The sequence below is a fragment of the Siphonobacter curvatus genome (assembly GCF_002943425.1).
GTDB classification, from domain to species: domain Bacteria; phylum Bacteroidota; class Bacteroidia; order Cytophagales; family Spirosomataceae; genus Siphonobacter; species Siphonobacter curvatus.
Genome location: NZ_PTRA01000001.1, coordinates 117850 through 142541 on the forward strand (window position 1 = coordinate 117850; position 24692 = coordinate 142541).

The 24692-nt window shown below is 46.4% G+C and carries 21 protein-coding genes; 12 read left to right on the top strand and 9 right to left on the bottom strand.

All coding sequences use genetic code 11. The features are described 5' to 3' along the window. Positions 1 to 33: 33 nt before the first annotated feature. Both C5O19_RS00460 and C5O19_RS00465 read right to left on the bottom strand, forming a co-directional pair. Positions 34 to 525: a dihydrofolate reductase gene (locus tag C5O19_RS00460; RefSeq protein WP_104709441.1), complete on the bottom strand. Its 492-nt coding sequence runs from the start codon at positions 523 to 525 to the stop codon at positions 34 to 36. A gap of 144 nt (positions 526 to 669) precedes the next feature. Further along, the gene (locus tag C5O19_RS00465) at positions 670 to 1374 is read right to left on the bottom strand and encodes an AlbA family DNA-binding domain-containing protein (protein WP_233207847.1); all 705 of its coding nucleotides are present in this window, start codon (positions 1372 to 1374) and stop codon (positions 670 to 672) included. Between the two features lie 165 nt (positions 1375 to 1539). Between C5O19_RS00465 and C5O19_RS00470 the strand changes: the two genes are divergently transcribed. Then, positions 1540 to 1995: a sterol desaturase family protein gene (locus C5O19_RS00470; RefSeq protein WP_243406292.1), complete on the top strand. Its 456-nt coding sequence runs from the start codon at positions 1540 to 1542 to the stop codon at positions 1993 to 1995. A 134-nt stretch (positions 1996 to 2129) separates the two neighbouring features. Here C5O19_RS00470 and ffh read toward each other — a convergent pair whose 3' ends face one another. Then, a complete protein-coding gene (gene ffh / locus C5O19_RS00475; protein ID WP_102201379.1) occupies positions 2130 to 3455 on the bottom strand; it encodes a signal recognition particle protein in 1326 nt (441 codons plus the stop codon). A 231-nt stretch (positions 3456 to 3686) separates the two neighbouring features. Between ffh and C5O19_RS00480 the strand changes: the two genes are divergently transcribed. After that, complete coding sequence (locus C5O19_RS00480; protein WP_104709442.1) at positions 3687 to 4916, top strand: NADP-dependent isocitrate dehydrogenase; 1230 nt, start codon at positions 3687 to 3689, stop codon at positions 4914 to 4916. 74 nt (positions 4917 to 4990) lie between these two features. Here C5O19_RS00480 and C5O19_RS25910 read toward each other — a convergent pair whose 3' ends face one another. Next, entirely contained in the window at positions 4991 to 5152 is a 162-nt protein-coding gene (locus C5O19_RS25910) for a hypothetical protein (protein ID WP_158242757.1), read from the bottom strand. 235 nt (positions 5153 to 5387) lie between these two features. Between C5O19_RS25910 and C5O19_RS00485 the strand changes: the two genes are divergently transcribed. Continuing rightward, positions 5388 to 6605, top strand: a complete 1218-nt coding sequence (locus C5O19_RS00485; RefSeq protein ID WP_104709443.1) for a putative sugar nucleotidyl transferase — start codon at positions 5388 to 5390, stop codon at positions 6603 to 6605. Here the strand turns inward: C5O19_RS00485 and C5O19_RS00490 are convergent, their stop codons facing one another. Continuing rightward, positions 6606 to 7265 carry an NAD(P)H-binding protein gene (locus C5O19_RS00490; protein WP_104709444.1) on the bottom strand — a complete coding sequence of 220 codons (660 nt, stop codon included), beginning with the start codon at positions 7263 to 7265 and terminating at the stop codon, positions 6606 to 6608. 248 nt (positions 7266 to 7513) lie between these two features. Between C5O19_RS00490 and sucD the strand changes: the two genes are divergently transcribed. The 8 genes from sucD (at position 7514) to porN (ending at position 16825) form a co-directional block, all read left to right on the top strand. Then, positions 7514 to 8404, top strand: coding sequence for a succinate--CoA ligase subunit alpha (gene sucD, locus C5O19_RS00495; protein ID WP_094816294.1), 891 nt, complete (start codon positions 7514 to 7516; stop codon positions 8402 to 8404). A gap of 117 nt (positions 8405 to 8521) precedes the next feature. After that, a complete protein-coding gene (locus tag C5O19_RS00500) occupies positions 8522 to 9703 on the top strand; it encodes a DUF4271 domain-containing protein (protein ID WP_165795902.1) in 1182 nt (393 codons plus the stop codon). 116 nt (positions 9704 to 9819) lie between these two features. After that, entirely contained in the window at positions 9820 to 10605 is a 786-nt protein-coding gene (locus C5O19_RS00505; RefSeq protein WP_104709446.1) for a uroporphyrinogen-III synthase, read from the top strand. A gap of 172 nt (positions 10606 to 10777) precedes the next feature. Further along, positions 10778 to 11728, top strand: a complete 951-nt coding sequence (locus C5O19_RS00510; RefSeq protein WP_104709447.1) for a PorP/SprF family type IX secretion system membrane protein — start codon at positions 10778 to 10780, stop codon at positions 11726 to 11728. Positions 11729 to 12035: 307 nt separating this feature from the next. Then, complete coding sequence (gene porK, locus C5O19_RS00515) at positions 12036 to 13124, top strand: T9SS ring complex lipoprotein PorK/GldK (protein WP_104713763.1); 1089 nt, start codon at positions 12036 to 12038, stop codon at positions 13122 to 13124. Between the two features lie 144 nt (positions 13125 to 13268). Further along, on the top strand, positions 13269 to 14090 hold the full coding sequence (gene porL, locus C5O19_RS00520; RefSeq protein WP_104709448.1) for a type IX secretion system motor protein PorL/GldL: 822 nt from the start codon (positions 13269 to 13271) through the stop codon (positions 14088 to 14090). 63 nt (positions 14091 to 14153) lie between these two features. Continuing rightward, complete coding sequence (porM, locus tag C5O19_RS00525; RefSeq protein ID WP_104709449.1) at positions 14154 to 15728, top strand: type IX secretion system motor protein PorM/GldM; 1575 nt, start codon at positions 14154 to 14156, stop codon at positions 15726 to 15728. A 20-nt stretch (positions 15729 to 15748) separates the two neighbouring features. Continuing rightward, on the top strand, positions 15749 to 16825 hold the full coding sequence (gene porN, locus C5O19_RS00530; protein WP_165795903.1) for a type IX secretion system ring subunit PorN/GldN: 1077 nt from the start codon (positions 15749 to 15751) through the stop codon (positions 16823 to 16825). Positions 16826 to 16881: 56 nt separating this feature from the next. On the opposite strand, the gene C5O19_RS00535 is transcribed toward porN, so the two are convergent. Further along, entirely contained in the window at positions 16882 to 17898 is a 1017-nt protein-coding gene (locus C5O19_RS00535; RefSeq protein ID WP_165795904.1) for a PorP/SprF family type IX secretion system membrane protein, read from the bottom strand. 385 nt (positions 17899 to 18283) lie between these two features. On the opposite strand from C5O19_RS00535, the gene C5O19_RS00540 reads away from it, so the two are divergent. After that, positions 18284 to 20971: a TonB-dependent receptor domain-containing protein gene (locus C5O19_RS00540; protein WP_243406293.1), complete on the top strand. Its 2688-nt coding sequence runs from the start codon at positions 18284 to 18286 to the stop codon at positions 20969 to 20971. Positions 20972 to 21083: 112 nt separating this feature from the next. On the opposite strand, the gene C5O19_RS00545 is transcribed toward C5O19_RS00540, so the two are convergent. The 3 genes from C5O19_RS00545 to C5O19_RS00555 form a co-directional block, all read right to left on the bottom strand. Beyond that, entirely contained in the window at positions 21084 to 21446 is a 363-nt protein-coding gene (locus C5O19_RS00545) for a hypothetical protein (protein ID WP_133163282.1), read from the bottom strand. 144 nt (positions 21447 to 21590) lie between these two features. Beyond that, positions 21591 to 23396 (bottom strand): excinuclease ABC subunit UvrC, encoded by a 1806-nt coding sequence (gene uvrC, locus C5O19_RS00550; RefSeq protein ID WP_104709453.1) that lies wholly within the window; start codon positions 23394 to 23396, stop codon positions 21591 to 21593. Between the two features lie 6 nt (positions 23397 to 23402). Next, the gene (locus tag C5O19_RS00555) at positions 23403 to 24542 is read right to left on the bottom strand and encodes a glycerate kinase (protein ID WP_104713767.1); all 1140 of its coding nucleotides are present in this window, start codon (positions 24540 to 24542) and stop codon (positions 23403 to 23405) included. Positions 24543 to 24692 lie beyond the last annotated feature (150 nt).

The following is a 24692-nucleotide window of genomic DNA, read 5'->3' on the forward strand; positions in this document are numbered from 1 at the left end:
GATTTTATAGAAAAAGTCAAAATTTTTATTGACTTATCTACGCTGATAGGTAAGAAAAGAGTAGGCAACGGAATGTTTATCGTCTTGTGGATGATCTTGACGGTGGATTAGGTCAAAGACATCCGTACTAAACTCAGGGAAATACGCGTCTCCCTTGAATTGGCCATGAATGAGGGTAAGTTCCAGCACATGGGCTTTAGGAAGCGTTTCCGAATAAATCTGAGCCCCGCCCAGTACCATCACTTCTTCTTCATTTTTGTAGTAGTCCAGAGCTTCCTCAATACTGTTCATCACCAAAAATCCAGGGTCAACCTGATAATTGGGCTGACTCGTTACAACGATATTCCCGGCTTTGGACCAAATGCGATCCGGCGTGTCGTAGCTTTTCCGACCCATAATAGTTTTCTTACCCGCAATCAGTCGTTCCACATGGGCGTGATCATTGGGTAGAAAAGGCCAGGGGAGAATTCCATGATTACCGATGAGTCGATGCTCATCCATGGCGGCTACAAGGGTAATTTTCATGTGGGTATCTAGGTGCTGGAAAAGACGTTTGACCGCCAAAAATAACAAGAGTCTGTATACTTGTTCGGTTTATGCTGTAAAATGAAACTGCCGACTCAGCGAGCCGGCAGTTACTTATCCTTGCGTTAATGGGTCTTCTAAAGGTTACGCCGCCATAATGAACTGATCCGCATTTTCGTCGGGACGAATCCGTAGTACATTGGCTAAGGTCAGCGTAATCAACGTTTTAGAAGCCATCCACATGGGAATATGAGCGATTTGCGAGAAAAGCTGTACCGTAATCCCTGGATGATCACCGAGGTATTTCATCAGCACTTCTTCTTTGTGACCATATTTGAATTTCACGTCCTGCACCCGATCTTCCCATTTCAAAATTTGCCGCACTTCTTTGCTGGCTTGAATGGAACGATCATTAACGCGTACATACGTCTTCTTTTCCTGCTGAGCCGGATCTAGACTAACGTAATGGGGACGCTGCTGGCTACGCGGAATGCGGAACACGAGCACTTCGCGTTCATTTTCTACGTAGACACGTTCAAGGGTATATTCAATTGCAGGAAAGCAATATTTTTCGAGGGCCCGGCACAAGATGAATTCATCATCGTCAGCGAACTTCAAACCCGGTATCGACTTATCGTCACCGACGCCTACTAACAGAATGCCACCCTGGGTATTTGCAAAAGCCACCACCTCGCGGATAATCTTCTCAGGATGGTTCGCTTTTAGCTTAAATTCCAGCCGCTCGTTTTCTCCTTTCTTCACCAGTTCTTTCAAGGCTCGAAGATCCATCGTGCCTCGTACACTGCGGGTGGCAGTTTTTTCCGCCATTCCCGACCAGCCATCCTTCATGACCATCGTAGTTAGAGGGTTTCCCAAATTTAACCAATCCTCTAAAAGAAAAAAGGGTTCAGAGGAAATTATTTTTATACGTATAAAATGCTTTTCCTTCCGGGAAAATTCCAAACATTTTACTCTATTTTGCCGTTACCACTCACAGCATCACTCTTTTATCCAATGGAATGGGTTTGGAATATCCTGATTGTTCTAGGGACATTTTTACTAATGGAAGCAGTAGCCTGGTCGACGCATAAGTACGTTATGCACGGCTGGTTATGGTCTTGGCACGAGGACCATCATCATCCCCACACTGGCTTTTTTGAGAAGAACGATTATTTCGCCGTAGTGTTTGCCACGGTAGCTATTTCTTTAATTCTAATCGGTAGCGAAGTGCCTTCCGTGCGGTTTTTATTGTGGGTAGGAATTGGCGTGACAGCGTACGGACTTTTCTATTTCATCTTCCACGACATCATCGTACACCGGCGAGTGAAGATTAAGTTTGTAGCTCGTTCCCGCTATATGAAACGCATTATGCGGGCTCACTACATCCACCATAAAGTACACACCAAGCAAGGAGCTCAAGCCTTCGGCTTCCTATACGCTCCAAAAAAGTTTGAGCAGGAGAAAATGTAGTAATGTTGAGGGTTTTGTGTTTAGAGTTTTGAGTTAACTGATCAACAGAATAAAAAGAAAGACCTTCCAAGTTTCTGGAAGGTCTTTCTTTTATAAACGAATATTAACTCTAAACACAAAACGCCAAACTCCCCTTATTTCTTCAACATATTCGGCAGTTTGATTTTGCCGTCCTGTACTTTGTTCATGGTCTTCATCATCTTCCGCATTTCCTCGAACTGTTTCATCAGGTTGTTTACCTGCTGAATGCTCGTACCTGAACCGGTAGCAATCCGGCGGCGGCGTGAACCGTCGATCAGATCGGGATTCTTGCGTTCTTTCAGCGTCATGGAACTGATGATGGCTTCGATGGGCTTGAACGAGTCGTTACTGATGTCTACGTCTTTAATCGCACCGCCTAAACCGGGAATCATACCCATCAAATCCTTGATGTTACCCATCTTCTTGATTTGCTGAAGCTGTGAGTAGAAGTCTTCGAAGTTGAACTGGTTCTGACGAATCTGCTTGTTAATGCGGTTCGCTTCTTCTTCGTCGAAGGCCTGCTGAGCCCGTTCAACCAGCGACAGCACGTCACCCATACCGAGAATCCGGCTGGCCATCCGATCGGGGTAGAAAATGTCGAGATCTTCCATTTTCTCACCCGTCGACATGTACTTGATGGGCTTGCTCACCACCTGACGGATCGAAAGGGCTGCACCCCCGCGAGAATCCCCGTCAAGCTTGGTCAGTACAACCCCGTCGAAGTTCAGACGATCGTTGAACGTCTTGGCCGTATTTACCGCATCCTGACCCGTCATCGAATCCACGACGAAAAGCGTTTCCGTCGGCTCAATGGCCTTCTTCACGTTTTCCACTTCCTGCATCATGGCCTCATCAATCGCCAGACGACCTGCGGTATCGATGATGACTACGTTTTTGGAATTTTTCTTGGCGTACTCAACGGCGTTGCGGGCAATTTCAACGGCGTTCTTATTATCAGGTTCCGCGTAAACTTCAACGCCGATCTGTTCACCCAGGGTCTGAAGCTGGGCAATAGCAGCCGGACGATAGATGTCACAGGCCGCTACAATCACCTGACGACCCTGTTTCTTAATGTTATGGGCCAGCTTACCCGTAAACGTCGTTTTACCCGATCCTTGTAGACCAGCAATCAGGACGATCGCAGGAGAACCTTTGAGGTTGACACTTTCCGCCTGACCACCCATGAGTTCGGTCAGCTTGTCGTGTACAATTTTTACCAGCATCTGGCCGGGCTCCACCGCGATCATGATCTTCTGACCAATGGCTTCTTCCCGGATCTGATCCGTAATATCTTTGGCTACTTTAAAGTTAACGTCGGCATCGGTAAGAGCCCGGCGAATTTCTTTCACCGTGGAAGCCACGTTTACATCGGTAATCTTTCCGCTGCCTTTGAGGGTGCGGATGGCTTTATTGAGCTTGTCCTGTAAATTATCAAACATGGTTAGTAAAGAATACTAAAGCGTAAGGTCTGTAGATTGGAAAAGGCTTTCGATAAGCCTCAAAAAATTCATATTCAGCGTATGACTTCGAATTTTTTTGGCAAAGGTACCATTCACAAACGACTATTTGAATAGATAAAATCCCATAAATGGTTTTTTTTTGGCTTGATTTCACCGTCCTGCTTACCTTTGGGGTTCAATTCATTACCTGACTCTTTCCGACGTCTAATCATGCAGAAAATTAAAGTAGCGAACCCAGTCGTCGAACTCGACGGGGACGAAATGACCCGAATCATCTGGAAGTTTATCAAGGAAAAGCTGATTCTTCCCTACGTTGATGTCGATATCAAATACTACGATTTAGGTATTGAATACCGTGACGAAACGAATGATCAAGTGACGGTAGATGCTGCTAACGCCATCAAACAATACGGTGTTGGTATCAAATGTGCCACGATTACGCCCGACGAGGACCGCGTGAAGGAATTCAACCTGAAGCAAATGTGGAAATCGCCCAACGGAACGATCCGTAACATCCTCGATGGTACGGTATTCCGGGAGCCGATCGTAATGCAGAACGTTCCTCGTCTGGTAACCACCTGGACGTCTCCCATTATCGTTGGCCGTCACGCGTTCGGTGATCAGTACCGTGCTACGGATTTCGTTGTACCCGGAAAAGGTAAACTGACGATGAAATTCGAAGGTGAAGACGGAACGGTACAGGAATACGAAGTATTCAACTTCCCCGGAGCAGGGGTAGCCATGGGTATGTATAACCTCGATGAATCCATCGCTGGTTTTGCCCGTTCCTGCTTCCAGGTAGGTCTGCAAAAAGGTTGGCCCGTATACTTGTCTACGAAAAACACGATCTTGAAGAAATACGATGGTCGTTTCCGGGACGTATTCCAGGCAGTTTTCGATGCAGAATTTGCTGAGAAATTCAAAGAAGCGGGTATTACGTACGAACACCGTCTGATCGATGACATGGTAGCGGCAGCTCTGAAATGGAGCGGAAGCTACGTATGGGCTTGTAAGAACTACGACGGCGACGTGCAGTCGGATACCGTTGCTCAGGGCTTTGGCTCACTCGGTCTGATGACTTCTGTACTGCTGACGCCCGATGGCTCCGTTATGGAAGCGGAGGCGGCTCACGGTACCGTAACGCGTCACTACCGCGAACACCAAAAAGGAAACCGTACGTCAACGAACCCGATTGCTTCGATCTACGCCTGGACGCGTGGTCTGGCCTTCCGCGGTAAACTCGACGGCAACGAAGAACTGATCCGTTTTGCTACGGCTCTGGAAGAAGTTTGCGTAGAAACCGTAGAAGCGGGTAAAATGACCAAGGATTTGGCCATCACCATCCACGGTAACAAAGTAAACCACGGCGAGCATTACCTGTACACGGAAGAATTCCTGGACGAGCTTGACAAAGGCTTACAGGCGAAACTGGCGAAGTAATCGTCGGGACTGACCCAAGAAAAAGGCACTTATCCGCGAGGGTAAGTGCCTTTTTGCTTGAAGGAAAACTAAGTTTACATATCGTCTAACTCTTCTTCTTCAAAGTCTTCGGTATCTTCATCTTCGTCATCCTGTTCAGCGGTAAACTCGTCCATTTCTTCCGCTGGGTCCATGGTATCACCACTTTCATCCATGGGTTCGTCGTAAAATTCGAAATCGTCTTCTGGAATGTTCATAAGTTTAGGTAGTAGATTAGATTGTATGGAACGCAAACGTACTTACGTTCAGCGGCTAAAGACACAAATTCAGCTTTATTGTTTTGTGAAATTTCATGCATACCACCTTAACGAATGGAAAATGTACTAAAAAGATTAATTAAGTTATTTTTTGTCTTCGTATAATCTAGTAATAAGCCTGTACCTGCGATTATTTTTTGCTTTACTTTGGCGGCAAATCCTCTGATTCTGTCTTATGATCAATTACGTACTCTTTGACGGCCCGAAAATTCGCCCTCATTTGTTACCGCTGGTATTCACCCGGCCTATGGCTGAGCTGCGGGTCGGTATTCGGACCATCACAGAAAAATGGACTGACTGGTTAGGAGTAAAACCCACCCATTATACGCAACCGTATTTGCAGGGAAAGTATCCCTACAAAAAAAGCTCGGACACGATTTATCTGCACGGCGGACTCTGTCCGAACGAACGGCTGGTACGTTCGCTGGAACAGCTCAAACCCGGCGAAGCCTTATTACAGGGACCTATCTTGCTGGCCGTTCGGGCTAAACATATAGCCCTGGAAGATCTCGTACACGACAATCCAAATTTTCAGAAACAGTACTATTGGGATAAAGTAACCGTCATTCAGCGACTGCCGGATTTAGTCGTACACAACGGCGAGCAAATCAAGACGGATTTCGATCGGATTACAGCGGGTCGTACCAGTGAACCCATTACGGATCGATTCACGGCGTACTACAATGAAGAACAAATCTTTATTGAAGAAGGTGTGCAAATCCGCTCAGCTATACTTAATGCCGAAAATGGTCCGATCTATTTGGGCAAAGATGTTCAGGTGCAGGATGGTGTAATCATTCAGGGCCCCTTCGCGGCTCTGGAAGGAGCGGTGATTAATCTAGGTGGAAAAATGCGGAAGAGTACCACCATTGGTCCTCATTGCAAAGTAGGAGGCGAAGTCAGTATGAGTATTCTGATGGGTCACTCCAATAAAGGACACGACGGTTTTCTCGGGAATTCTTACCTCGCCGAATGGTGTAACCTGGGAGCCAATACCAATAACTCCAATCTGAAAAACGATTACGGGAACGTAAAACTGTACGACTATACCACCAAACAATTGGAGGATACGGGTCGGCAATTCGTGGGTCTGTTCATGGGCGATTACTCGAAGGCGGGCATTTCGACCATGTTCAATACCGGAACCGTGGTTGGTATCAATGTCAATCTCTTCGGAGCAGGTTTTCCTCCCAAGCATATACCTTCCTTTAGTTGGGGCGGGGCTGATACCGGATTTGAACCCTACCGCTTCTCGAAGGCCGTAGACGTGGCTCGTAACACGATGGACCGCCGAGGTCGTCTGTTTACCGAAGAGGAAGAAGACATCTGGAGAGCCGTCTATGCTCTCGAACAAAACGAAATTCCTCACGTACCGGATGTGGACGAAGACTAATCAAAATCGCTGCAAGGCGTCGGATTCAAGAATATGCTGGCCGGGAACTTCCTGGTCAGCTATATTCAGCATGGCCGATGCTACTTTACTAGCCTGAATGCCTTTATACTTGCGTAAGGGCGGAATGAGCAACGTAAGGGGCGAAAGTGCAAAGTCAAGTACTTTACCTACCTCTTCACCGAGGCGAAATTGCTTTCGTTTACCGAGTAGGGTAGCGGGCCGGAAAACGGTATAGCTGCGGTAGCCTAATTCGCCAATGGCCGCTTCCACCTGCCCTTTGGTTCGGCTGTAAAAAATCGAAGACTGGGCGTTCGCTCCGATGGACGATACGAGTAGATACTGCGTTGCTCCGGCCTGAAGGGCCAGCTTACCCACCTCTACGGGATATACAAAATCAACTTTTCGAAACGCTTCCTGCGAACCAGCCTGACGAATAGTCGTACCTAAACAGCAAAAAACATCGTTGGCCCCCGATACATCCTGCCGTGTAAGGTTATCGAAATCAACGATACGTTCGTCGAGTTTAGGGTGTTTTAGGTGCATCGGACGACGTACCAATGTAATGACGTTCTCATACCGATCCGATTGTAAGAGTTTGAAAATTAAATAGTTGCCTACTAAACCGGTGGCTCCGATGATAAGGGCTGTCTTCGCATTCATGACAAACTGGTTTCGGGGAATTTACGCAGGAAAAAGTTCTTAAACCGTACCTTTGCTTTAACTTGTACCAGAGGTACAAAATTCTTATTCCCGAAAAATAATTGGGGTACCTATACCTATTCACCCAAATTTATTTCCGGGGAAATTGCCCAACTGGTCTTAGCTTTCTACTTTTACGCCGGATTTTTCTGTTCCTTGTGGGGAACAGCCACATTCTTTCCGAACTGGCCACTGCAAATCCCATCTCTATGAGTGTATTAGTTAACAAAGATTCAAAAATCATTGTACAAGGCTTTACGGGTTCGGAAGGTACCTTCCATGCCCAGCAAATGATTGAATATGGTACTCAGGTTGTTGGCGGTGTAACGCCCGGCAAAGGAGGCCAGAAACACCTGGACCGTCCCGTATTCAACACGGTTGCTGATGCGGTGAAAGAAACGGGTGCTGACGTATCCATCATCTTTGTACCCCCGGCTTTCGCGGCTGACGCCATTATGGAAGCGGCTGACGCAGGCATCAAAGTAATCGTAACAATCACGGAGGGTATCCCCGTGAAAGATATGGTTGCCGTAAAAGAATACGTACAAGGCAAAGATCTGCGTCTGATCGGACCTAACTGTCCTGGCGTTATCACGGCGGATGAATGTAAAGTAGGTATCATGCCTGGCTTTATCTTCAAAAAAGGAACGATCGGTCTGGTATCAAAATCAGGTACGCTCACGTACGAAGCCGTAGATCAATTGACGAAAGCAGGTTTAGGCCAAACAACGGCTATTGGAATCGGCGGTGACCCCATCATCGGTACGACGACGAAAGAAGCCGTTGAGTTGTTGATGAACGATCCCGAAACCGAAGCCATCGTTATGATCGGTGAAATCGGTGGTGGTATGGAAGCAGAAGCTGCTTACTGGATCAAAGAAACCGGTAACAAAAAGCCCGTAGTTGGTTTCATCGCGGGTCAAACGGCTCCCAAAGGTCGCCGGATGGGTCACGCAGGTGCCATCGTTGGTGGTGCTGATGATACCGCTGAAGCAAAAATGCGAATCATGCGTGAATGCGGTCTGTACGTAGCGGAATCGCCTGCCGTCATTGGCGAGACGATGCTGAAAGCATTGGCTGATCAGAAAGTAAACGCATAAGTAAGAATACGATTCTGTAATGAATCCGTTTTGTGAAACAGCGATGTTAGCGAAACGGACGTACTGAAAGCGAGAGTGGTGGGTAGTGATTTCACTTTTTCGAGCGTACGAAAGCCTGTGGGTAGTCTTCTAACCCACAGGCTTCACTGTTTTTTGCTTTTCTTCCTGTGTTTCCTGGCGGGTTCGACGTTTGCTCAGACGACGGGGCCGGAGGAAGGCTATTTCCTCGTACACGATTTTCGCAATGACTGGCGAGTCTACGACGAAGGAATGAAGGCCTACGTTCCCTACATTCGCGAAATTCACCAAGACTACGGATCATACAGCGTCATTCTTGATTTAGCCCAGAACCGACATTACTACCTGCTCTATCGCTCCAATCAGGAAAATTACTTATTTATCAATGGTTCCTTGCAAAAGCAGCTGCCCATTGATAAATGGACCGTTTTTAAGCTCGATAGTCTGTACAAAGCCTATCCTGACCATCGAGTTCTGCTGACTTTGTATGGGCCGCAGTCAGGCATCGAACAAAAGACTTTACAGATTGGGCATAAGGTAGCGGCGGGTCAGAAGCCTATTTACGTATCGGAATCGTTTTTACAGGCCCGGCCGCGGGATACCTCGCCATTTGAAAACTTTTACGTACTGGCGGCTCTCTTGCTATTAGTCGCTTACGCAACGCTGTACCAGCTTTTCCCTCGGGGCTTTATTCGGTATTTGAGTATCAAAGATTTACTGACCATCCAAACGCGGGAGGGAGCCGCTTTGGTTACGCGTGGATTATTTGAAGTCGCAAACTTGCTATTCCTGCTATTGATTAGTTTCCTAATCTCTTATCTGTATCAACTCATTCGGCACCGCGGGATCGATCTATTCCAATCCCAGGATTTGTTTTCGTACGAGGAAAGTTTAGGAAAACTCTTCCTATATTTCTTTGTTATCGGTATTTTGATCTTCATTGTGTTTATCTTTAAGTATTTAATGATCAATATTTTAGGTCACATTTACCGATTTGATAAGATTGTAAACATTCACTTTTTTAAGTCTATTCAGGCTTCAGCGATCTTTTATACCTTTTTGAGTCTTGGAATGCTACTCATGCTAAATAGCTTTCCATCGCTTACTTTTCACTGGGATACGTTACTGGTTATACCTATAACGGGCTTTTATATTGGGCGTTTATTGTTATTGTACTTTTCCATTAATAAATTGTCTGATGCTAAAAATCTCTACTTATTTTCTTACCTTTGCATCGTTGAATTGGTTCCATTCATCATTGGGCTCAAGTTTGCTCTCTGAATGAATATGCGTTCCTACTGTTTAATCAGGAGCTGTCGGAAACATTAAGGTAGTTCTCATGTTATTGAATAAACGCTTTATTGCCATCGAATCTTCTACTTATTTTTTGAATCTGAATGAGTGAAACGACGAACAAGACGGACGAACGGCTCACGAAAGTTTCCAGCATTCTAGTGACGCAAGCTCGTCCTGCCGACGAGAAATCCCCCTACTTTGACTTAGCCCGGGATTACAACATCAAGGTTGACTTTCGGCCTTTCATTGAGGTAAACGGAGTTTCCTACAAGGACTTCCGCAAGCAGAAAATTGATATTATGGCTCATACGGCTATTATTTTTACTAGCCGTAATGCTGTGGATCACTTTTTCCGCATTTGTAAGGAAGCCAAACTGGAAATGCCTCCCGAAATGAAGTATTTCTGCGTAACCGAACAAACGGCGAATTACCTGCAGAAATACATCGTAATCCGGAAGCGTAAGATTTTCGTTGGGCAGAAAACGGCTGCTGATCTGCTGGACTTGATCAAAAAGCACAAAACGGAGAAATTTCTGTTTCCCTGTTCTGACAAGCGTCGGAACGATATCCCCGGTTTCATGGTGTCCAATGATATTCACCTGACCGAAGCGGTGATGTACGAAACGGGATCAGCGGACTTATCGGATCTGGAAGAGGTTTTCTACGACATTATCTGTTTCTTTAGTCCATCCGGAGTAAAATCACTTTTTGATAATTTCCCGGATTTCAAACAGAACAAGACCCGAATCGCTGCCTTAGGGCCTACCACAGCCAAGGCTGTTATTGAAGCTAATCTGATTTTGGATATTGAAGCTCCTATGCCCAATGCTCCTTCGATGACCGGGGCTTTGGACCTGTACATCAAAAAAGCAAACGGTTTGAAATAAAATTACTTGACCGAAAAAACCTCCGATTTCACTGATCGGAGGTTTTTTTTATATTCCTGTAACAATCTGAAAGTTCCATCGTTTGGTAGTATGCCGGCTAAATGCGACCGGGAAGTACTAAATTTACCGAAATAGTTTCTAGTTTTAGGACTGTGAACGTGTCTGTCTCGCCATGCAAAAAACGCTATACCTATTTATACTTTTATTGTTGGTTTCTTCGGGTGAGTTGTGGGCTCAGCAAGACCCACAGTTTAGCCAATACATGTACAATCAGTCGTTTTTCAATCCGGCTGCTGTAGGGCATGAAGGCATGACGCGTTTTCAGCTTATTCACCGGCAACAATACCTTGGTTATCAGAGTAGTTTTTCGGATGATGGAGGAGCCCCTACTACACAATTATTTACCTTTCAGTTGCCTCTACCCGGTATTAAATCCGCAGTGGGTTTAAACGTATTCAATGATCAGGCTGGACCGCAGCGAAATCAGGAGGTTCAATTAGCCTACGCTTATCGTATACCCCTAGGGGGCGAACGTACGCTCGCATTTGGGGCTCAGGGTGGTCTATTGATTCGGACAATTGATTTCGATAAACTTCGGGCTCGCGATCCCGATGATCCATTGATTGGGACTGGAAAAGTGAATGATTCCAATCCTGATGTAGCCGTAGGCGTTCATTATTCCACACCGACCTATTACGTAGGAGCATCCATGATTCACCTGAATCAAGCCCGGTACGATTTTGGTCAGGAGGCGGCTAATAACCAAGCTCAACAAACCTTTTTCGTAAACGGTGGTTATCGCTATTACGTGAATGAAGAAGTAGAAATCAATCCATCGGCAATTTTTAAATCCGATATAAATACGTTTTCAGTGGAAGCTTCGTTGTTAGCGATGTGGCGTAATTTTGTTTGGGTAGGAGCAGGCTGGCGGCAGGGCGATGGTATCCCCGTATTTGCAGGGGTCAACTGGAATCGGTTTAGGATTGGTGCTTCGTATGATATAATTTTAGGCGGAGTAAGTGCTAAATCACCTGGGTCTTATTCCATACTGCTGAGTTACGGCTTACCAGCTCCTAAACCCAATAAGCGAATTCCCGTACGGACTCCACGTTTCCGTTTTTAAAATGTCAGTTATCCGACTATGAAATTTATACATCTTCGAAGCCCGAAAAAACATCATTTGCACGTATATACGCCTTTGTTTTAGGCTTTAAAGCGGTCTTCCACGACTGTCGAGGCCTTGTTTCTCGTAAGTTTAGCGAGCGGAACTTAGTACCAAGCATATTTTTTTTATTTTTGCTGGCTGAGTTAAATACGATAGCTGCGTATTCATCGTTTTTTTGCGGCGTAATCACTACGAGAAATAAACAAGTCTTGTGTTCAGGAAGTAGTACCTAAATGATATTGATAAGAAAAACAACTATATGATCATGAATGAGCGGCATATGAGTAAACGCCTCATTTGGAGTCTTCTGATTCTTGTTCCCATGCTGGTGGTACAGAGTTGCGGTAAAAAAGGTAATAATGCTAGCAACGGAGGCAAAGGTGGAAAAGGCAGTCGCAAAGGAGAGGTTGGTGTATACAATGGGGAAATTGTTGCTGACGCCCGTAAAGGCTGGAAACAACCGACTCCGTATGGTATGGTTCTGATTCCTTCGGGTTCCTACCTGATGGGACAGGCCGATGAAGATGTGGCAACCGCTCAGGTAAACTTTAACAAGCGGGTTACCATCAGCCAGTTTTTCATGGATGACACCGAAATTACCAATAACGAGTATCGTCAGTATGTAAATGCTATGCTGACGGATTCTGTATCGGTTTTGGGTGAAGAATACATCATGAGTAAAGTTTACCCGGATACAACGGTTTGGAAGAAAGACTTTACCTACCATAATGGTGACCCGATGACGGAATACTATTATTCAAGTCCGGCCTTTGACCGTTATCCTGTAGTAGGTGTAAGCTGGGATGCCGCTCGTGATTTCTGCCGTTGGCGGACGTCGGTGTTGAACGACTACCGCACGAACGAAAATCAGGCTGCCATGCCTCGTTTCGAATTACCTACTGAATCACAGTGGGAATGGGCCGCTCGTGGTGGCAAATCCGGTGCAAAGTATCCCTGGGGTAACCCTTACGTAGCAAACGGTAAAGGCTGTATGCTGGCTAACTTCAAGCCTCAGCGTGGAAATTATGATGCCGATGGCTACGCCTACACCGCTCCCGCTAATATGTACAATCCTAATGAGTACGGTTTGTATAATATGGCCGGTAACGTAGCTGAGTGGTGTTTAGATGCCTGGGCTGATAATGCTGCCGTCGTAACCTGGGATTTAAACTCTGACAACATCAATGACGATGAGCCTCGTAAGGTGATTCGTGGCGGTTCTTGGAAAGACGTAGCTTACTTCCTTGAAACTGGTACACGCTCCTGGGAATATAAAGATGCTCGTCGTTCCTATATTGGCTTCCGCTGCGTTATGCAACATTTAGGTATGTCTTCTGGACGCGAATTCCGTTAGAGATTTTAAAAACACCTGTTAGGTCAGTTCTTCCTGACAGGTGTTTTTATGTGTCAACCCATTCATTCAGGATAGGCCCAGCGTATCATTAATGAATTACCATCTAATCCAGTCCTTTTCACGTTTAAACCTTTTTATTTACTCATGGCGGCGAAACGTAACGTCTTCTTCGACAAAATTCTTCCTGTAGTTTATAGTGTTGGGGCCGCTGTTGTAATCTTGGGGGCTCTTTTTAAAATTCAGCACCGCCCTGGAGCCGATGAAATGCTGACCATCGGTATGGGTACGGAAGCCGTTATTTTCCTTTTGTTTGCTTTACAGCAATTCGTAGCTCCTACCGCTGATTACCAGTGGGAAAAAGTATATCCTGAATTAGATGATAATTACAAAGGAGAGTTACCCACGCGTAGTGCTGCTCCCGCAGTAGCGGCTTCTCCTAACTTGGGTCTGATGGCCAAGATGGACGATATGCTGGCTAATGCCAAGGTATCCCCTGACGTGTTTAATAGTCTAGGTACGGGTTTACGTAGCCTAACGGATACCGTTGGCAAATTAGGCCAGATCACGGACGCTACGGTAGCTACGAACGAATACGCTAAAAACGTAAAAATCGCTGCGGGCTCTTTGCAAGAAATGAACAAGTCTTACGGAACGGCTGTTTCGGCCATGTCTGATATGGCTAGTGCAACGATGGATGCGAAAGAATACCGCGTGAAATTCCAACAGATTACGCAAACGATGGGTGCTCTTAACGCAGTGTACGAATTAGAACTGCAGGATACCCAGAAACACCTGAAGGCGATGAACGCTTTCTACGGTAATCTGGCTTCAGCCATGGATAACATGCAGGAAGCTTCTAAAGATGCTCAGCAATTCAAGAATGAAATGGGCCGCCTGACCAACAACTTACAGTCGCTCAATAACATTTACGGCGGTATGTTGTCGGCCATGAAAGGCGTACAATAACCAGTTCATGAACCGACTCTGGTTACTCATTTTTTTCTGACACTGAAAAACTAATAAAAACATATGGCAGGTGCCAATGAAACACCCCGGCAGCGAATGATCGGGATGATGTACCTGGTACTGACAGCAATGCTGGCCTTGCAGGTGAGTTCGGCTTTGATTGATAAATTCATTTTGTTGAACCGAAGCCTTGAAACGGCTAACAGTACCGCAAGTATTACAAACCAACAGTCAGTAAAAGGAATTAAGGATAAAGCAGCAGAAAGCGGAAGTCTTTACGCGGATGTCATTCAGAAAGCTGATGCGGTTCGGAAACTTTCTACGGCTATGTACAATGAACTGGATGCATTAAAATCACAGATCATTGAAAAAAGTGGTGGATTTGACGAGCAGGGTAACCTGAAAAACGCGAAAGAAGAAGAACAAGTTGCCATGCTGATGGTTGGAACGGGTGGAAGCGGTAAAGCTTACAACCTTAAGAATCAGCTTAACAAGTATGTAACGGACTTACAAGCCTATGCAGACAAGGGTACTCAGTTCTCTCCGCTGGCTTTAGATGCAAAGGATGATCCGATCGCGAGTAAAAGTGCAGAGCAACGGAATAAAGATTTCGCTGAAATGAACTTTGCTCAAACGCCAGTTCCCGCGGCTTTGGCAGTATTGAGCCAGAAGCAAGCTGAAGTTTTGCGTTACGAAAACACCGTACTCGATCAGTTGGCTGCCAAAGTGGGTTTGAAAGAGATCAAGTTTGACAAGATCTTCCCAGTCATTTCTGCAAAGTCCAGCACGGTTGTAGCAGGGATGAAGTACGAAGCAGAAATGTATGTAGCGGCTACGTCTAGTGCTATTACGCCTCGTATGAGCTTTAACGGAGCGGCTGTACCCATGAAAGATGGTCGCGGTCAGATTCAGTTTACGGCTCAGGGTGGTGCATATGGCCCGGACGGTTTAGCTAAGAAATCCTATACGGCTACGGTAAACTATCCAGATCCTACAGGAGCAATGAAAACGTTTACCGTGACGGGTGAATACTTTGTAGCGAAGCCTTCATATAGTATTCAATCGGCTTCTTTGCCTCCGTTATATCTGGGTTGTGCCAACCGTTTGCAATTCGTAAGTCCGCAGATGGGAGCGATGTGGAATCCTTCTTTCAGTGCTCAAGGAGCCGAAACGATTGCAGGTAGCCAAGGTAAAGTAACGATTGTACCCAACAATCGCCAAGTAAGTCTGAACGTGAATAACATGGGTACTACACTCGGCGTTGAAAAATTTAATGTTCGTCGTGTACCAGCTCCGCAATTAGTTCCGTTTGGTAATGGACAGAAGTTGGATGTGCGGAAAGGTGTTCCAGCCAGCCAGCTTCGGGTATTGGAAGTTCGGGCCATTGCGGATGAAGATTTCGCGGCTTCAAATCCTGAAGATGCCAAGTTCCGGGTGAATGATGTACAAATTTCACTAGCCCGTGGATCAAAACGAGTGGCTGGTCCAGTGAGTCAGGGAAATATTGCTTCCTTGGCAGCTGCTGCTCAAGCAGGCGATCGTTACGTAATTGAAGTAAAAGGGTACCAACGTCAGAATTTCCAAGGAAAAGTTTCAAGCACTACGATTAATGAACCTATTACTGTGCCGTTGAACTAATGGAAAAAACACATTTTGCCATGACGAAATTGAGAGGATTTGCGGGACTAACCTTGTCACTGGTAGTGGCAGGATCGGTCTATGCTCAGGAGCCAACACCCATGCCCGAGCAGGCTCCCCCAGCCAACTTGCAGGCAGCTCCAACCAATACCCAACCCCGGGTACTGGGAGCCGAGCAACGTGCTCCGATGAACGATCAGCGGACGGCAATGGCGGAACGGAACCGTGCTTCTGAATCTTTGCGACCCATTGATGACGAAGATATTATGTATAAAACGACGCTTTGGCGTCGAATGGACCTCCAGGAAACCCAAAATCAGCCTTTCTTTTCGACGAATAACGAGATTACTCGCTATCTAATCGATGGGATGAAAGCAGGCGTACTGAAGGCTTACAAAAATGATTCTTTAGTTACGGAACTAACACCCGAACAATTCCAGACGAACCTTCGCATGGAAGGTACGGGTGCCGGGCTTTCAGACGAAGAAAAAGCCGCTGGTTTTGGTGATCCAGCTCCAGCTGGCGATGATGGTTGGGGCGATAGTGCAAAGAAGAAAGATACGAAAAAGCCTGCTGCTCCGGCAGCCGGTGGCGTAGATGACGGCTGGGGAGGTACTACGGGTGCTAAGAAAGATACCAGTGGTTTCGATCAGCCCTCGTATGCTGATGATAATTCGGCTTACGAGTATTTCCCTACGGATATTACGGTCTTGGAATTAAAAGAGGACTATGTATTCGACAAGCGTCGCTCACGTCAGTACTACGACATGAAATCCATTACATTGATTATCCCAGCGGCGAAAACTTCTACGGGTCTGGATCGTGAAGTGGCTTCATTCCGTTACAAAGATGTGGATCAGTATTTCCGCAGTAATCCGAAGAAATTTATCTGGTATAACAATCAGAATAACGCGAAACACCTCAATATGGCCGATGCCTTTGATTTGCGGTTGTTCTCTTCTCGGATTCTGAAGCAATCAAATTCCAAAAATGCTTACTTGTCTCAAATTTATGGAGGCGAAAAAGAAGGTCTGGTTAAGGCTCAGCAGTTGGAGTACAAACTCATGGAGTGGGAACACAACTTGTGGGAATACTAGGATAGAGTCAAAAGCTTACTGAAAAGTCCGCTGGGAAACCGGCGGACTTTTTACGTTTAGAAGATACGAGGGCAAACCAGACGTTGACGGTTATTGAACATTAGCCCAACGACAATCTCATGCGTTCCGCGAGATACCGTGCGTACCGAAGACTGGGTGAAATCATACGAATAGCCAATGTTAAGTTTGTAATTAACATTGAATCCTATCAAACCGACAATGGCATCCTGATGTCGGTACGAAAGACCCATCCAAATTCGATCCTGGTAGGAAATCTTGGCGTTAATGTCGAAAGAAAGGGATAGGGGCCGTACGGACTTGACCAGTACCGAAGGAACTAAGGCCCAGTCCGGATCTAATTCGAAACGATAACCAGCCGTAAGAAAGTAGTGGTTATACAGGCGTCCCAGCCATTCGTAGTCAGACGTTCCGGTTTGCCCATAATCCAGTTTTTTGAAGAAAAGCTGACTAGCAGAAAAGCCAACGTAAAAATTAGGATCATATAGAAGCACCCCGGCATTGAGTTCCGGTACAAACGTGTTTAGCTTTCCCTGCTGAATGACGGGGTCATTAGGCTCCAGTACGTGAAGCAAATCAAAATCGAGCGTATGTTGCGTAAAACCCATACTGACGCCGGTAGCTACTTTTATCCGGTTCGTAAGTGGTAGATGTAAAGCGTAGCTCACTTGTAAACTAGTACGTGAACTAGGTCCCGTTTCATCGCGAAGCAGGGTAGCTCCCACGCCATGATGGGAAGGTGCGGCGGGCTGTGAAGGGAAAACACGACTTCGTTGATACGGCCGACCATAAGGATCGCGAACGGGCAACGTACTCGTGCGATCTGCTTTGTTAAGGGCTCCATGAGCCGTTAGATAAAACGTTTTAGGGGCTCCCTGCCAACCTGCCCATTGATTTCGATAGCCCGCCTTTAGGTCTATGAAATCTTCCAGACCACTGACGGCGGGATTTAATACCAGCGGATTTAACATGTATTGGCTATACTGAGCTCGTTGTTGAGCTTGGGCGGCGGGCAGTGAAAGAACAAAACTGATTAGCAGGTAACGTATACGCATTCCATCCATTGGTGATTTCGTTTTTTGAAAACGCCCGAATACAAAGATGAAGTACAAGTTGCTCCAATAAATAAATTAGTATGAGGGATTTTAAATTAAAGCTTCAAGTCCATCTTCTGCACGCCGATACATTTTTGCCATTCGTCGCTACACTTTTTGTTTTTGTACAATTGGAATAAATGCTAGGATTTGATAGTCAAGGTTATCTCTTGAAATAAGTCAAAAATCTTGATCTCCGAAGAAACCGTTTTCGTCGAATTTCCCTCTTGGATTCGAATGTTTCATTCAATTTTGAATAGAGTATCTATAGCATACGCTAACTTCTAAGTACGCTTTCCAATTCGTTACAACACAAACCTATTTTCCCATTTGGGGCTCCACACGCATGAATCTGTTCTTTAAACGAGCCATGATTAAATATTTATTTTTCCTTTTTGCTATGCTTTCCTTGGGGACGGCTTTTGCTCAGTTTCCTGCTGCTCCGGGAGGCCAGCCCAAGGCTATTCCTGGTACTGATATGGATACGAGTCCGAAGGGTAATTCTAAGGTTTCGGGATTCGTAGTGGATTCGGCGTTAACGAAAGCCGTAGAATTTGCGAGTGTAGCCTTGTACAGTAAGGCAACGAATAAACCCGTCGATGGTACGGTAGCGGACGACAAAGGTAAATTTACTTTGAATCGCGTGGCCGAAGGAAACTACAAACTGCTGATCACCTTCATTGGTTATACGGCTAAAACGGTTGATAACGTAGTCGTCAAAAAAGGCGAAGACCTTGATTTGGGCGTAATCAAACTTTCAGCTTCTACCCGTACTCTTCAGGAAGTAACGGTAACTGGCCAACGTGAATTGATTGAAGAGAAAGTAGATCGCATGGTCTACAACGCAGAAAAAGATATTACGGCGAAAGGGGGCGATGCGGGTGACATCTTACGGAAAGTTCCGATGCTATCCGTGGATTTGGACGGAAACGTTCAATTACGTGGAAGTTCGAACGTACGCGTGCTTATCAATGGTAAGCCTTCAACCATTGTTGCTCAAAGTGTAGCAGATGCCCTTAAGCTGATTCCTTCCGAAATGATCAAGAGCGTCGAAGTCATTACGTCACCTTCGGCTAAATACGACGCAGAGGGTTCCGGCGGGATCATCAATATTATCACGAAGAAAAATACGCTTCAAGGACTTACGCTGAACATTGACTCGGGCGTGGGTAACCGCGGAGCTAATTTAGGCTTGAACGGAAACTACCGTCGGGGCAAACTTGGCTTTTCGCTGAATGGTTTTGGCCGGGCCAGCTATAATGTAAAGAATAAAAACGTCAACGATCAGACGAGTATCGTTGAAGGTGTTCAAACCCTGACGAATCAAACGTCAACCGGGATGAACCAGAATTTATTCGGCCGCTATTCATTGGGTATGGATTATGACATTTCCAAAACGGCTTCATTAAACGGAAATATAAGCTTCGGAACCCGAAACGGAAACAATACGCAGGATCTGGTAACCGGTCGCTATCGGGGTGGTGTAATGACGGGTAGCGATGCCCGACATATTGATACCAAAGATTTTTCTAATACCGTAGATGCCAATATTGACTATACCAAGACCTTTAAGCCTCAACAAGAACTGAGTATTTCGGGTCAGTTTAGCCGGAATAATCGTACGAATAATTACCTAGCCGAATTAATGGACGGCGAAGGAACGATTGGAAGTCGTCAGAAAAACGATAACGAAAGCTATAACCAGGAAACCACCATCCAAGTCGATTATCAGACCCCGATTGGAAAAACGCAACTGGTAGAATTCGGTGGGAAAAGCATTTTCCGTCAGGTACAAAGTGATTACAAATACTTCGTCGCCCCCGGTGAAAATGGAGCTTTCATCACCGATACGACCCGGACAAACAACCAGCTGAATTACGATCAGAATGTAATGGCGGGTTATGCAACCTACCAGTTGTCCACTAAAAATAAATGGTACTTCAAAGCAGGTGCACGATACGAACGTACTTTCATTAATGCCGATTTCAAAGTAGGCTTCAGTTCACTGGATATTCCAGATTATAACAACTTAGTCCCTAGTATCAATATCTCTAAGTCCATTGGAGCGGGTACGCTGAAATGGGGGTACAACCTGCGTTTGCAGCGGCCCGGTATTCAATCGCTGAACCCGAACGTAAACATTGCCAACCCAGTCAACGTCAGTTTAGGAAACCCATACTTGCGTCCGGAATTAACTGACAACGTAGAAATGTCGTATAGTACGTCTATCAATAAAACGTACCTGAACTTTACGGGTTTCTACCGGCATACGGGTAATTCAATTGAGCAAGTACGTTCTAACGTGCGGGACATCAAACAAGTCTTCGAAGGAACTGCTTATGGAACAGTACTGAACTCAGTACTTGAAGGCGTGGCTGCCGATGCTATTGTAACTACTTCGAGTAACATTGGAAAGCAGGAAGTCGTTGGGGTTAACGTATTCGGGAACGTCAGTATTACCCCTAAGATTTCAGTTGGTGGTGGTACGGACATTATGTACTCGATGCTGAGCAACGGTAGCAATACTACGTTACGGGCGTCCAATTCAGGTTTCAACGTAAGTGGTCGTTTCAACCTCTCGATTAGCCTTAAAAATAGCTGGGCAGTACAGGGTTTTGGTTTTATTCGGGGCCGCCAGATTCAGCTACAGGGAACGCAGGGTGGAATGGCCTTCTACAACCTGGGCGTACGGAAAGAATTCAAGGACAAAAAGGCCAGTCTAGGCTTAGGTTTAGAGAACTTCCTCAATTTCAATGGTTTCAAGGTACGCAACAGCTTTGATTCGCCGGCCTTTAGTCAACGGAGTGTGAATACGCTTTATAACACCGGCGTACGGGTGACGTTCAGCTACCGAATCGGCAAGATGAGCTTCGATCAACCGCAACGCCGTCGGGGTAAGGGTGTAAACAATGACGATATTAAGAGCGGTGGAGAAGGAGACGGTGGCGGTCAGCCCCAGAACCAGCAGCCGCAGAACGGTACGCCGGGAGGTAATCGTCCGGGTGGAGGCCGTCCGGGTGGACAACGCAACTAATCCTGCTTTTCTCTAAACTATTTAGCCCCTTTGCTGAGCAAAGGGGCTTTTTCTTAAGTCATAAAAAAAATCCACCGCCAATCAGCGGTGGATTTTTTACCTACGGAATGGATTATAAAGACGTTGCAAGCGTACCAAGAATAATCGTCACGTGGACGAGCAGACTGGTTAAAAAGATCGGCAGAATAACCTTGGTCGATAATGCCGAAAGATTAGGAACAACGACGCCGAAAATAGAAGTAACGGCGACGAGCAAATAAGCATCATTGAGCCCGAAATGACTGATGGTCCAGAGCAGTAGGGGCGTTAATATACAGCCTTGAATACCAATGGTTGCTCCGGCCCAGAGCCAGTGGTTTTCAGCTTCCTGACCTTCGCAGAAAGCCATAAAACGGTTCCAGAGCGAAGAGCTAGCGGGTTGGCTTAGCGTAGCGGAAGAATGCTGATATTGTGAGTTGATTTCTGTGCGTACCATAGTGATTATCAATTTGATATACCAAAATTACAATCACTTCTCTCCACCAGATATGACAAAAGTCAACTCTAAAAATGAGTTTCAAAAGCTTTAAGCCTCCCGTGGAAGGATTTTGCTTGGATAGCCCTCAGTGTTTTGAGTGTACTACGCTTTTGCCGTTTCAAAGTAGCTTCTGATTTTCTGAGCTTTGTCTTTTCCCATCACTTTTTCAATCTCTTCAAACGAAGCCTCCCGTACGGCTTTCATGGTTTTAAAATACTTGAGCAGTTTGGCGGCCGTTATCTTGCCAATTCCCTCGATTTCTTCCAGCTCACTAACCAAAAAGGCTTTGCTACGGCGATCCCGGTGATGGGTGATGCCGAAGCGGTGAGCCTCATCCCGGAGTCGCTGGATGAGCTTGAGACTTTCGGAACGCTTGTCGATGTAAAGCGGGATCGGGTCTTCGGGGAAATAAATTTCTTCCAGCCGTTTGGCAATACCTACAATGGGTACTTGGCCATAAAGTTTAAGCTCTTTCAAAGCCTCGCACGCGGCCGATAATTGCCCCTTACCACCATCGACGATAATCAGATCCGGTAAGGACAAACCTTCTTCCAGTAAACGGGCATAGCGACGACCTACGACTTCTTTCATCGTAGCAAAGTCATTCGGCCCTTCTACCGTTTTGGGAATAAAGTGGCGATAATCTTTTTTAGAAGGCAAACCGTCCATAAAGCACACCATGGCCGATACCGGGTTTGTGCCCTGAATGTTGGAGTTATCGAAACATTCGATGTGCCGGGGTATAGTTTTAAGCTGCAAGTCATTCTTCAGCGTCATCAGTACCCGCATTTTGGGATTGCCTGCGGTGTCTTCAGCCACTTTTCGATCAGACTTTTCTTTGCGGAAGAACAGCACATTTTTTAGCGAAACTTCCATGAGCTTTCGCTTATCGCCGATCTGAGGTACGGTGTTGGTCAGTCCTTTTAATTCAAGCGATAAAGGTAGATTGGTAATGATTTCCTTCGCTTCCGAACCGTACTGCGTCCGTAATTCCCAGGCCCACATGGTCATAATGTCCTCGTCAGTTTCGTCGAGTTTCTTTTTGACTTCGAACGTATGCGTCTGACTGATGAAGCCATTAACCACCCGCATGAAATTGAGAAAGGCCGTCGTCTCATCCGAAACGATGGTACAAACGTCTACGTTACCAATGTTGGGGTTTACGACCGTACTCCGGCTCTGGAAGTTCTCAAACAACTCCAATTTTTCTTTCCACTCCTGAGCCTCTTCAAAGTCCAGTCGCTGGGCGGCATCGGTCATTTGTTCCTGTAGAAACTGCCGGGGGATCTGTAGATTACCCTTTAGAATCTGCTTGATCTGCTCAATTTTGCGATTATAGGCTTCTTCCGTTTCCAGTCCCTCACAGGGGCCCTTACACCGGCCAATGTGATACTCCAGACAAACTTTAAATTTCCGATTATCAATATTGGCTTGCGTAAGAGCGTAGCTACAGGTACGGATGGGATAGAGCTGCCCAAACATTTCTAGCAGACTGTGCATGGCCTTCACATTGGCGTAGGGTCCGAAGAACGTGCCCAGCTTACGATCCACCCGACGCATGGTAATCACGCGGGGAAAACGCTCGTTGGTAATGCAGATGAAGGGGTACATTTTATCATCTCGCAACAGAATATTGAAGCGAGGCTGATACTGCTTAATCAGGGAGTTTTCGAGCAGCAGGGCGTCGAATTCCGTAGGAACAATCGTAAACTCAATCTTGCGGATATATGAAACCAGCCGTTTGGTTTTCCGGTCGTGATCACGGGAATTCTGGAAATAACTGCTTACCCGGTTCCGCAAATCTTTGGCTTTACCCACGTAGATTACGGTTCCCTCCTCATCAAAATAGCGGTATACACCCGGCTGGTGCGGGATTCTCGTTAATTCCTGTTTATAATCAAATGCCATAACGCTTCATTTTTTTTGAGTCACATACCAGTGAATGGCCCAGAAACTCGCTTCTCGCAATCGTTCATATGCCGTACGTAAAGCCGTGGGTAAATCAACGGGTCCAGTTAGGATGGACGTTGCATAACTGAGGCCCAGCTTTCGTAATTCCGTGGGTGGGGCGGCCAGCGTTCCACATAGAGCGAGTACGGGAATATTCCGGGGCTTGGCCTTATCGCAAAGCCGCCCGATGAGTTTGCCCTGCAGGCTTTGTGTATCCAGCTTTCCCTCGCCGGTAAGGATGAGCTCAGCCTTTTTTAACAATAAATCCAGGCCCACAAGTTCCATTACCAGTTCTGCACCGGGCCGTAAGTGGGCTCCGCAAAAAGCCATCAACCCAAAGCCCAGACCACCCGCAGCACCCGCTCCCGGCTTGTTTTCTAAAGAACTTATGCCAACGCTGGTACGGGAAACTACCCCGGCAAGGTGCTGCAATCCCGCATCCAGATTTTCAACTTCCTGGGTACCGGCTCCTTTTTGTGGACTATAGACAAAGGCCGCTCCTTCGGGACCGAAAAGTGGAGCTGTAACGTCTGAAGCTACAACAATTTCTACACCTGCGTACGCGGGCTGTTCGGGTGGGTGAATACTATGGATAGAGGGTAAGGAAGCTCCCACGGGCGGCATTGTTCGACCATCGGAATCGCAAAAGTTCCAGCCTAGGGCCTGGGCCATGCCGATGCCGCCATCAGTAGTAGCGGAGCCGCCAATGCCCAGTACCAGCTTTTTGATACCCGAAACCATGGCGGCCCGCATCAGTTCACCGGTACCGTAAGTGGTGGTCTGGCTAGCCTGATATTCCTCGGGTTGTAGTAAGGCTAGTCCGGAAGCCGTAGCCATTTCAATGAAAGCCGTCGTCCCATCACCCGATTCCCCCCAGCGGGCTGTAATCGGTCGCATGAGCGGGTCATGACAGCTTACTTCATGGTACGTTCCCTGCGTAGCTTCGACCAGGGTTTCCAGAAAGCCTTCCCCGCCATCCGAGAGCGGAAGAGCTACAATATGGGCTTCAGGATACGCTTCCCGAATGCCTTCCGTCATCGCCTGACAGGCTTTAGTAGCTGTTAAGGAACCGCGAAACTTATCAGGAGCGAGTAAAATGTTCATACGCTGTGGAAAAGAATGCGAAACTAGAGGTTCATTTACGAAGGTACGGGCCCCGGTAGCGGTTTCCGGCATTTCTAAGGGATGACCTCTGATTTTTTATGTCTTATTGAGCGGCGAATGGTAAATTCGCCGTTTCTAACCTTTCTCTCC

What these genes read in the sequence shown, in the direction of transcription:
- C5O19_RS00555 (WP_104713767.1), bottom strand. Translation starts at nt 24,542, where the DNA reads ATGAACATTTTACTCGCTCCTGATAAGTTTCGCGGTTCCTTAACAGCT.
- C5O19_RS00540 (WP_243406293.1), top strand. Translation starts at nt 18,284, where the DNA reads ATGAATCTGTTCTTTAAACGAGCCATGATTAAATATTTATTTTTCCTT.
- C5O19_RS00470 (WP_243406292.1), top strand. Translation starts at nt 1,540, where the DNA reads ATGGAATGGGTTTGGAATATCCTGATTGTTCTAGGGACATTTTTACTA.
- C5O19_RS00535 (WP_165795904.1), bottom strand. Translation starts at nt 17,898, where the DNA reads ATGCGTATACGTTACCTGCTAATCAGTTTTGTTCTTTCACTGCCCGCC.
- C5O19_RS00510 (WP_104709447.1), top strand. Translation starts at nt 10,778, where the DNA reads ATGCAAAAAACGCTATACCTATTTATACTTTTATTGTTGGTTTCTTCG.
- C5O19_RS00545 (WP_133163282.1), bottom strand. Translation starts at nt 21,446, where the DNA reads ATGGTACGCACAGAAATCAACTCACAATATCAGCATTCTTCCGCTACG.
- C5O19_RS00465 (WP_233207847.1), bottom strand. Translation starts at nt 1,374, where the DNA reads ATGAAGGATGGCTGGTCGGGAATGGCGGAAAAAACTGCCACCCGCAGT.
- uvrC (WP_104709453.1), bottom strand. Translation starts at nt 23,396, where the DNA reads ATGGCATTTGATTATAAACAGGAATTAACGAGAATCCCGCACCAGCCG.
- C5O19_RS25910 (WP_158242757.1), bottom strand. Translation starts at nt 5,152, where the DNA reads ATGAACATTCCAGAAGACGATTTCGAATTTTACGACGAACCCATGGAT.
- C5O19_RS00485 (WP_104709443.1), top strand. Translation starts at nt 5,388, where the DNA reads ATGATCAATTACGTACTCTTTGACGGCCCGAAAATTCGCCCTCATTTG.
- C5O19_RS00480 (WP_104709442.1), top strand. Translation starts at nt 3,687, where the DNA reads ATGCAGAAAATTAAAGTAGCGAACCCAGTCGTCGAACTCGACGGGGAC.
- ffh (WP_102201379.1), bottom strand. Translation starts at nt 3,455, where the DNA reads ATGTTTGATAATTTACAGGACAAGCTCAATAAAGCCATCCGCACCCTC.
- sucD (WP_094816294.1), top strand. Translation starts at nt 7,514, where the DNA reads ATGAGTGTATTAGTTAACAAAGATTCAAAAATCATTGTACAAGGCTTT.
- porN (WP_165795903.1), top strand. Translation starts at nt 15,749, where the DNA reads ATGACGAAATTGAGAGGATTTGCGGGACTAACCTTGTCACTGGTAGTG.
- porK (WP_104713763.1), top strand. Translation starts at nt 12,036, where the DNA reads ATGAATGAGCGGCATATGAGTAAACGCCTCATTTGGAGTCTTCTGATT.
- porM (WP_104709449.1), top strand. Translation starts at nt 14,154, where the DNA reads ATGGCAGGTGCCAATGAAACACCCCGGCAGCGAATGATCGGGATGATG.
- C5O19_RS00505 (WP_104709446.1), top strand. Translation starts at nt 9,820, where the DNA reads ATGAGTGAAACGACGAACAAGACGGACGAACGGCTCACGAAAGTTTCC.
- porL (WP_104709448.1), top strand. Translation starts at nt 13,269, where the DNA reads ATGGCGGCGAAACGTAACGTCTTCTTCGACAAAATTCTTCCTGTAGTT.
- C5O19_RS00460 (WP_104709441.1), bottom strand. Translation starts at nt 525, where the DNA reads ATGAAAATTACCCTTGTAGCCGCCATGGATGAGCATCGACTCATCGGT.
- C5O19_RS00490 (WP_104709444.1), bottom strand. Translation starts at nt 7,265, where the DNA reads ATGAATGCGAAGACAGCCCTTATCATCGGAGCCACCGGTTTAGTAGGC.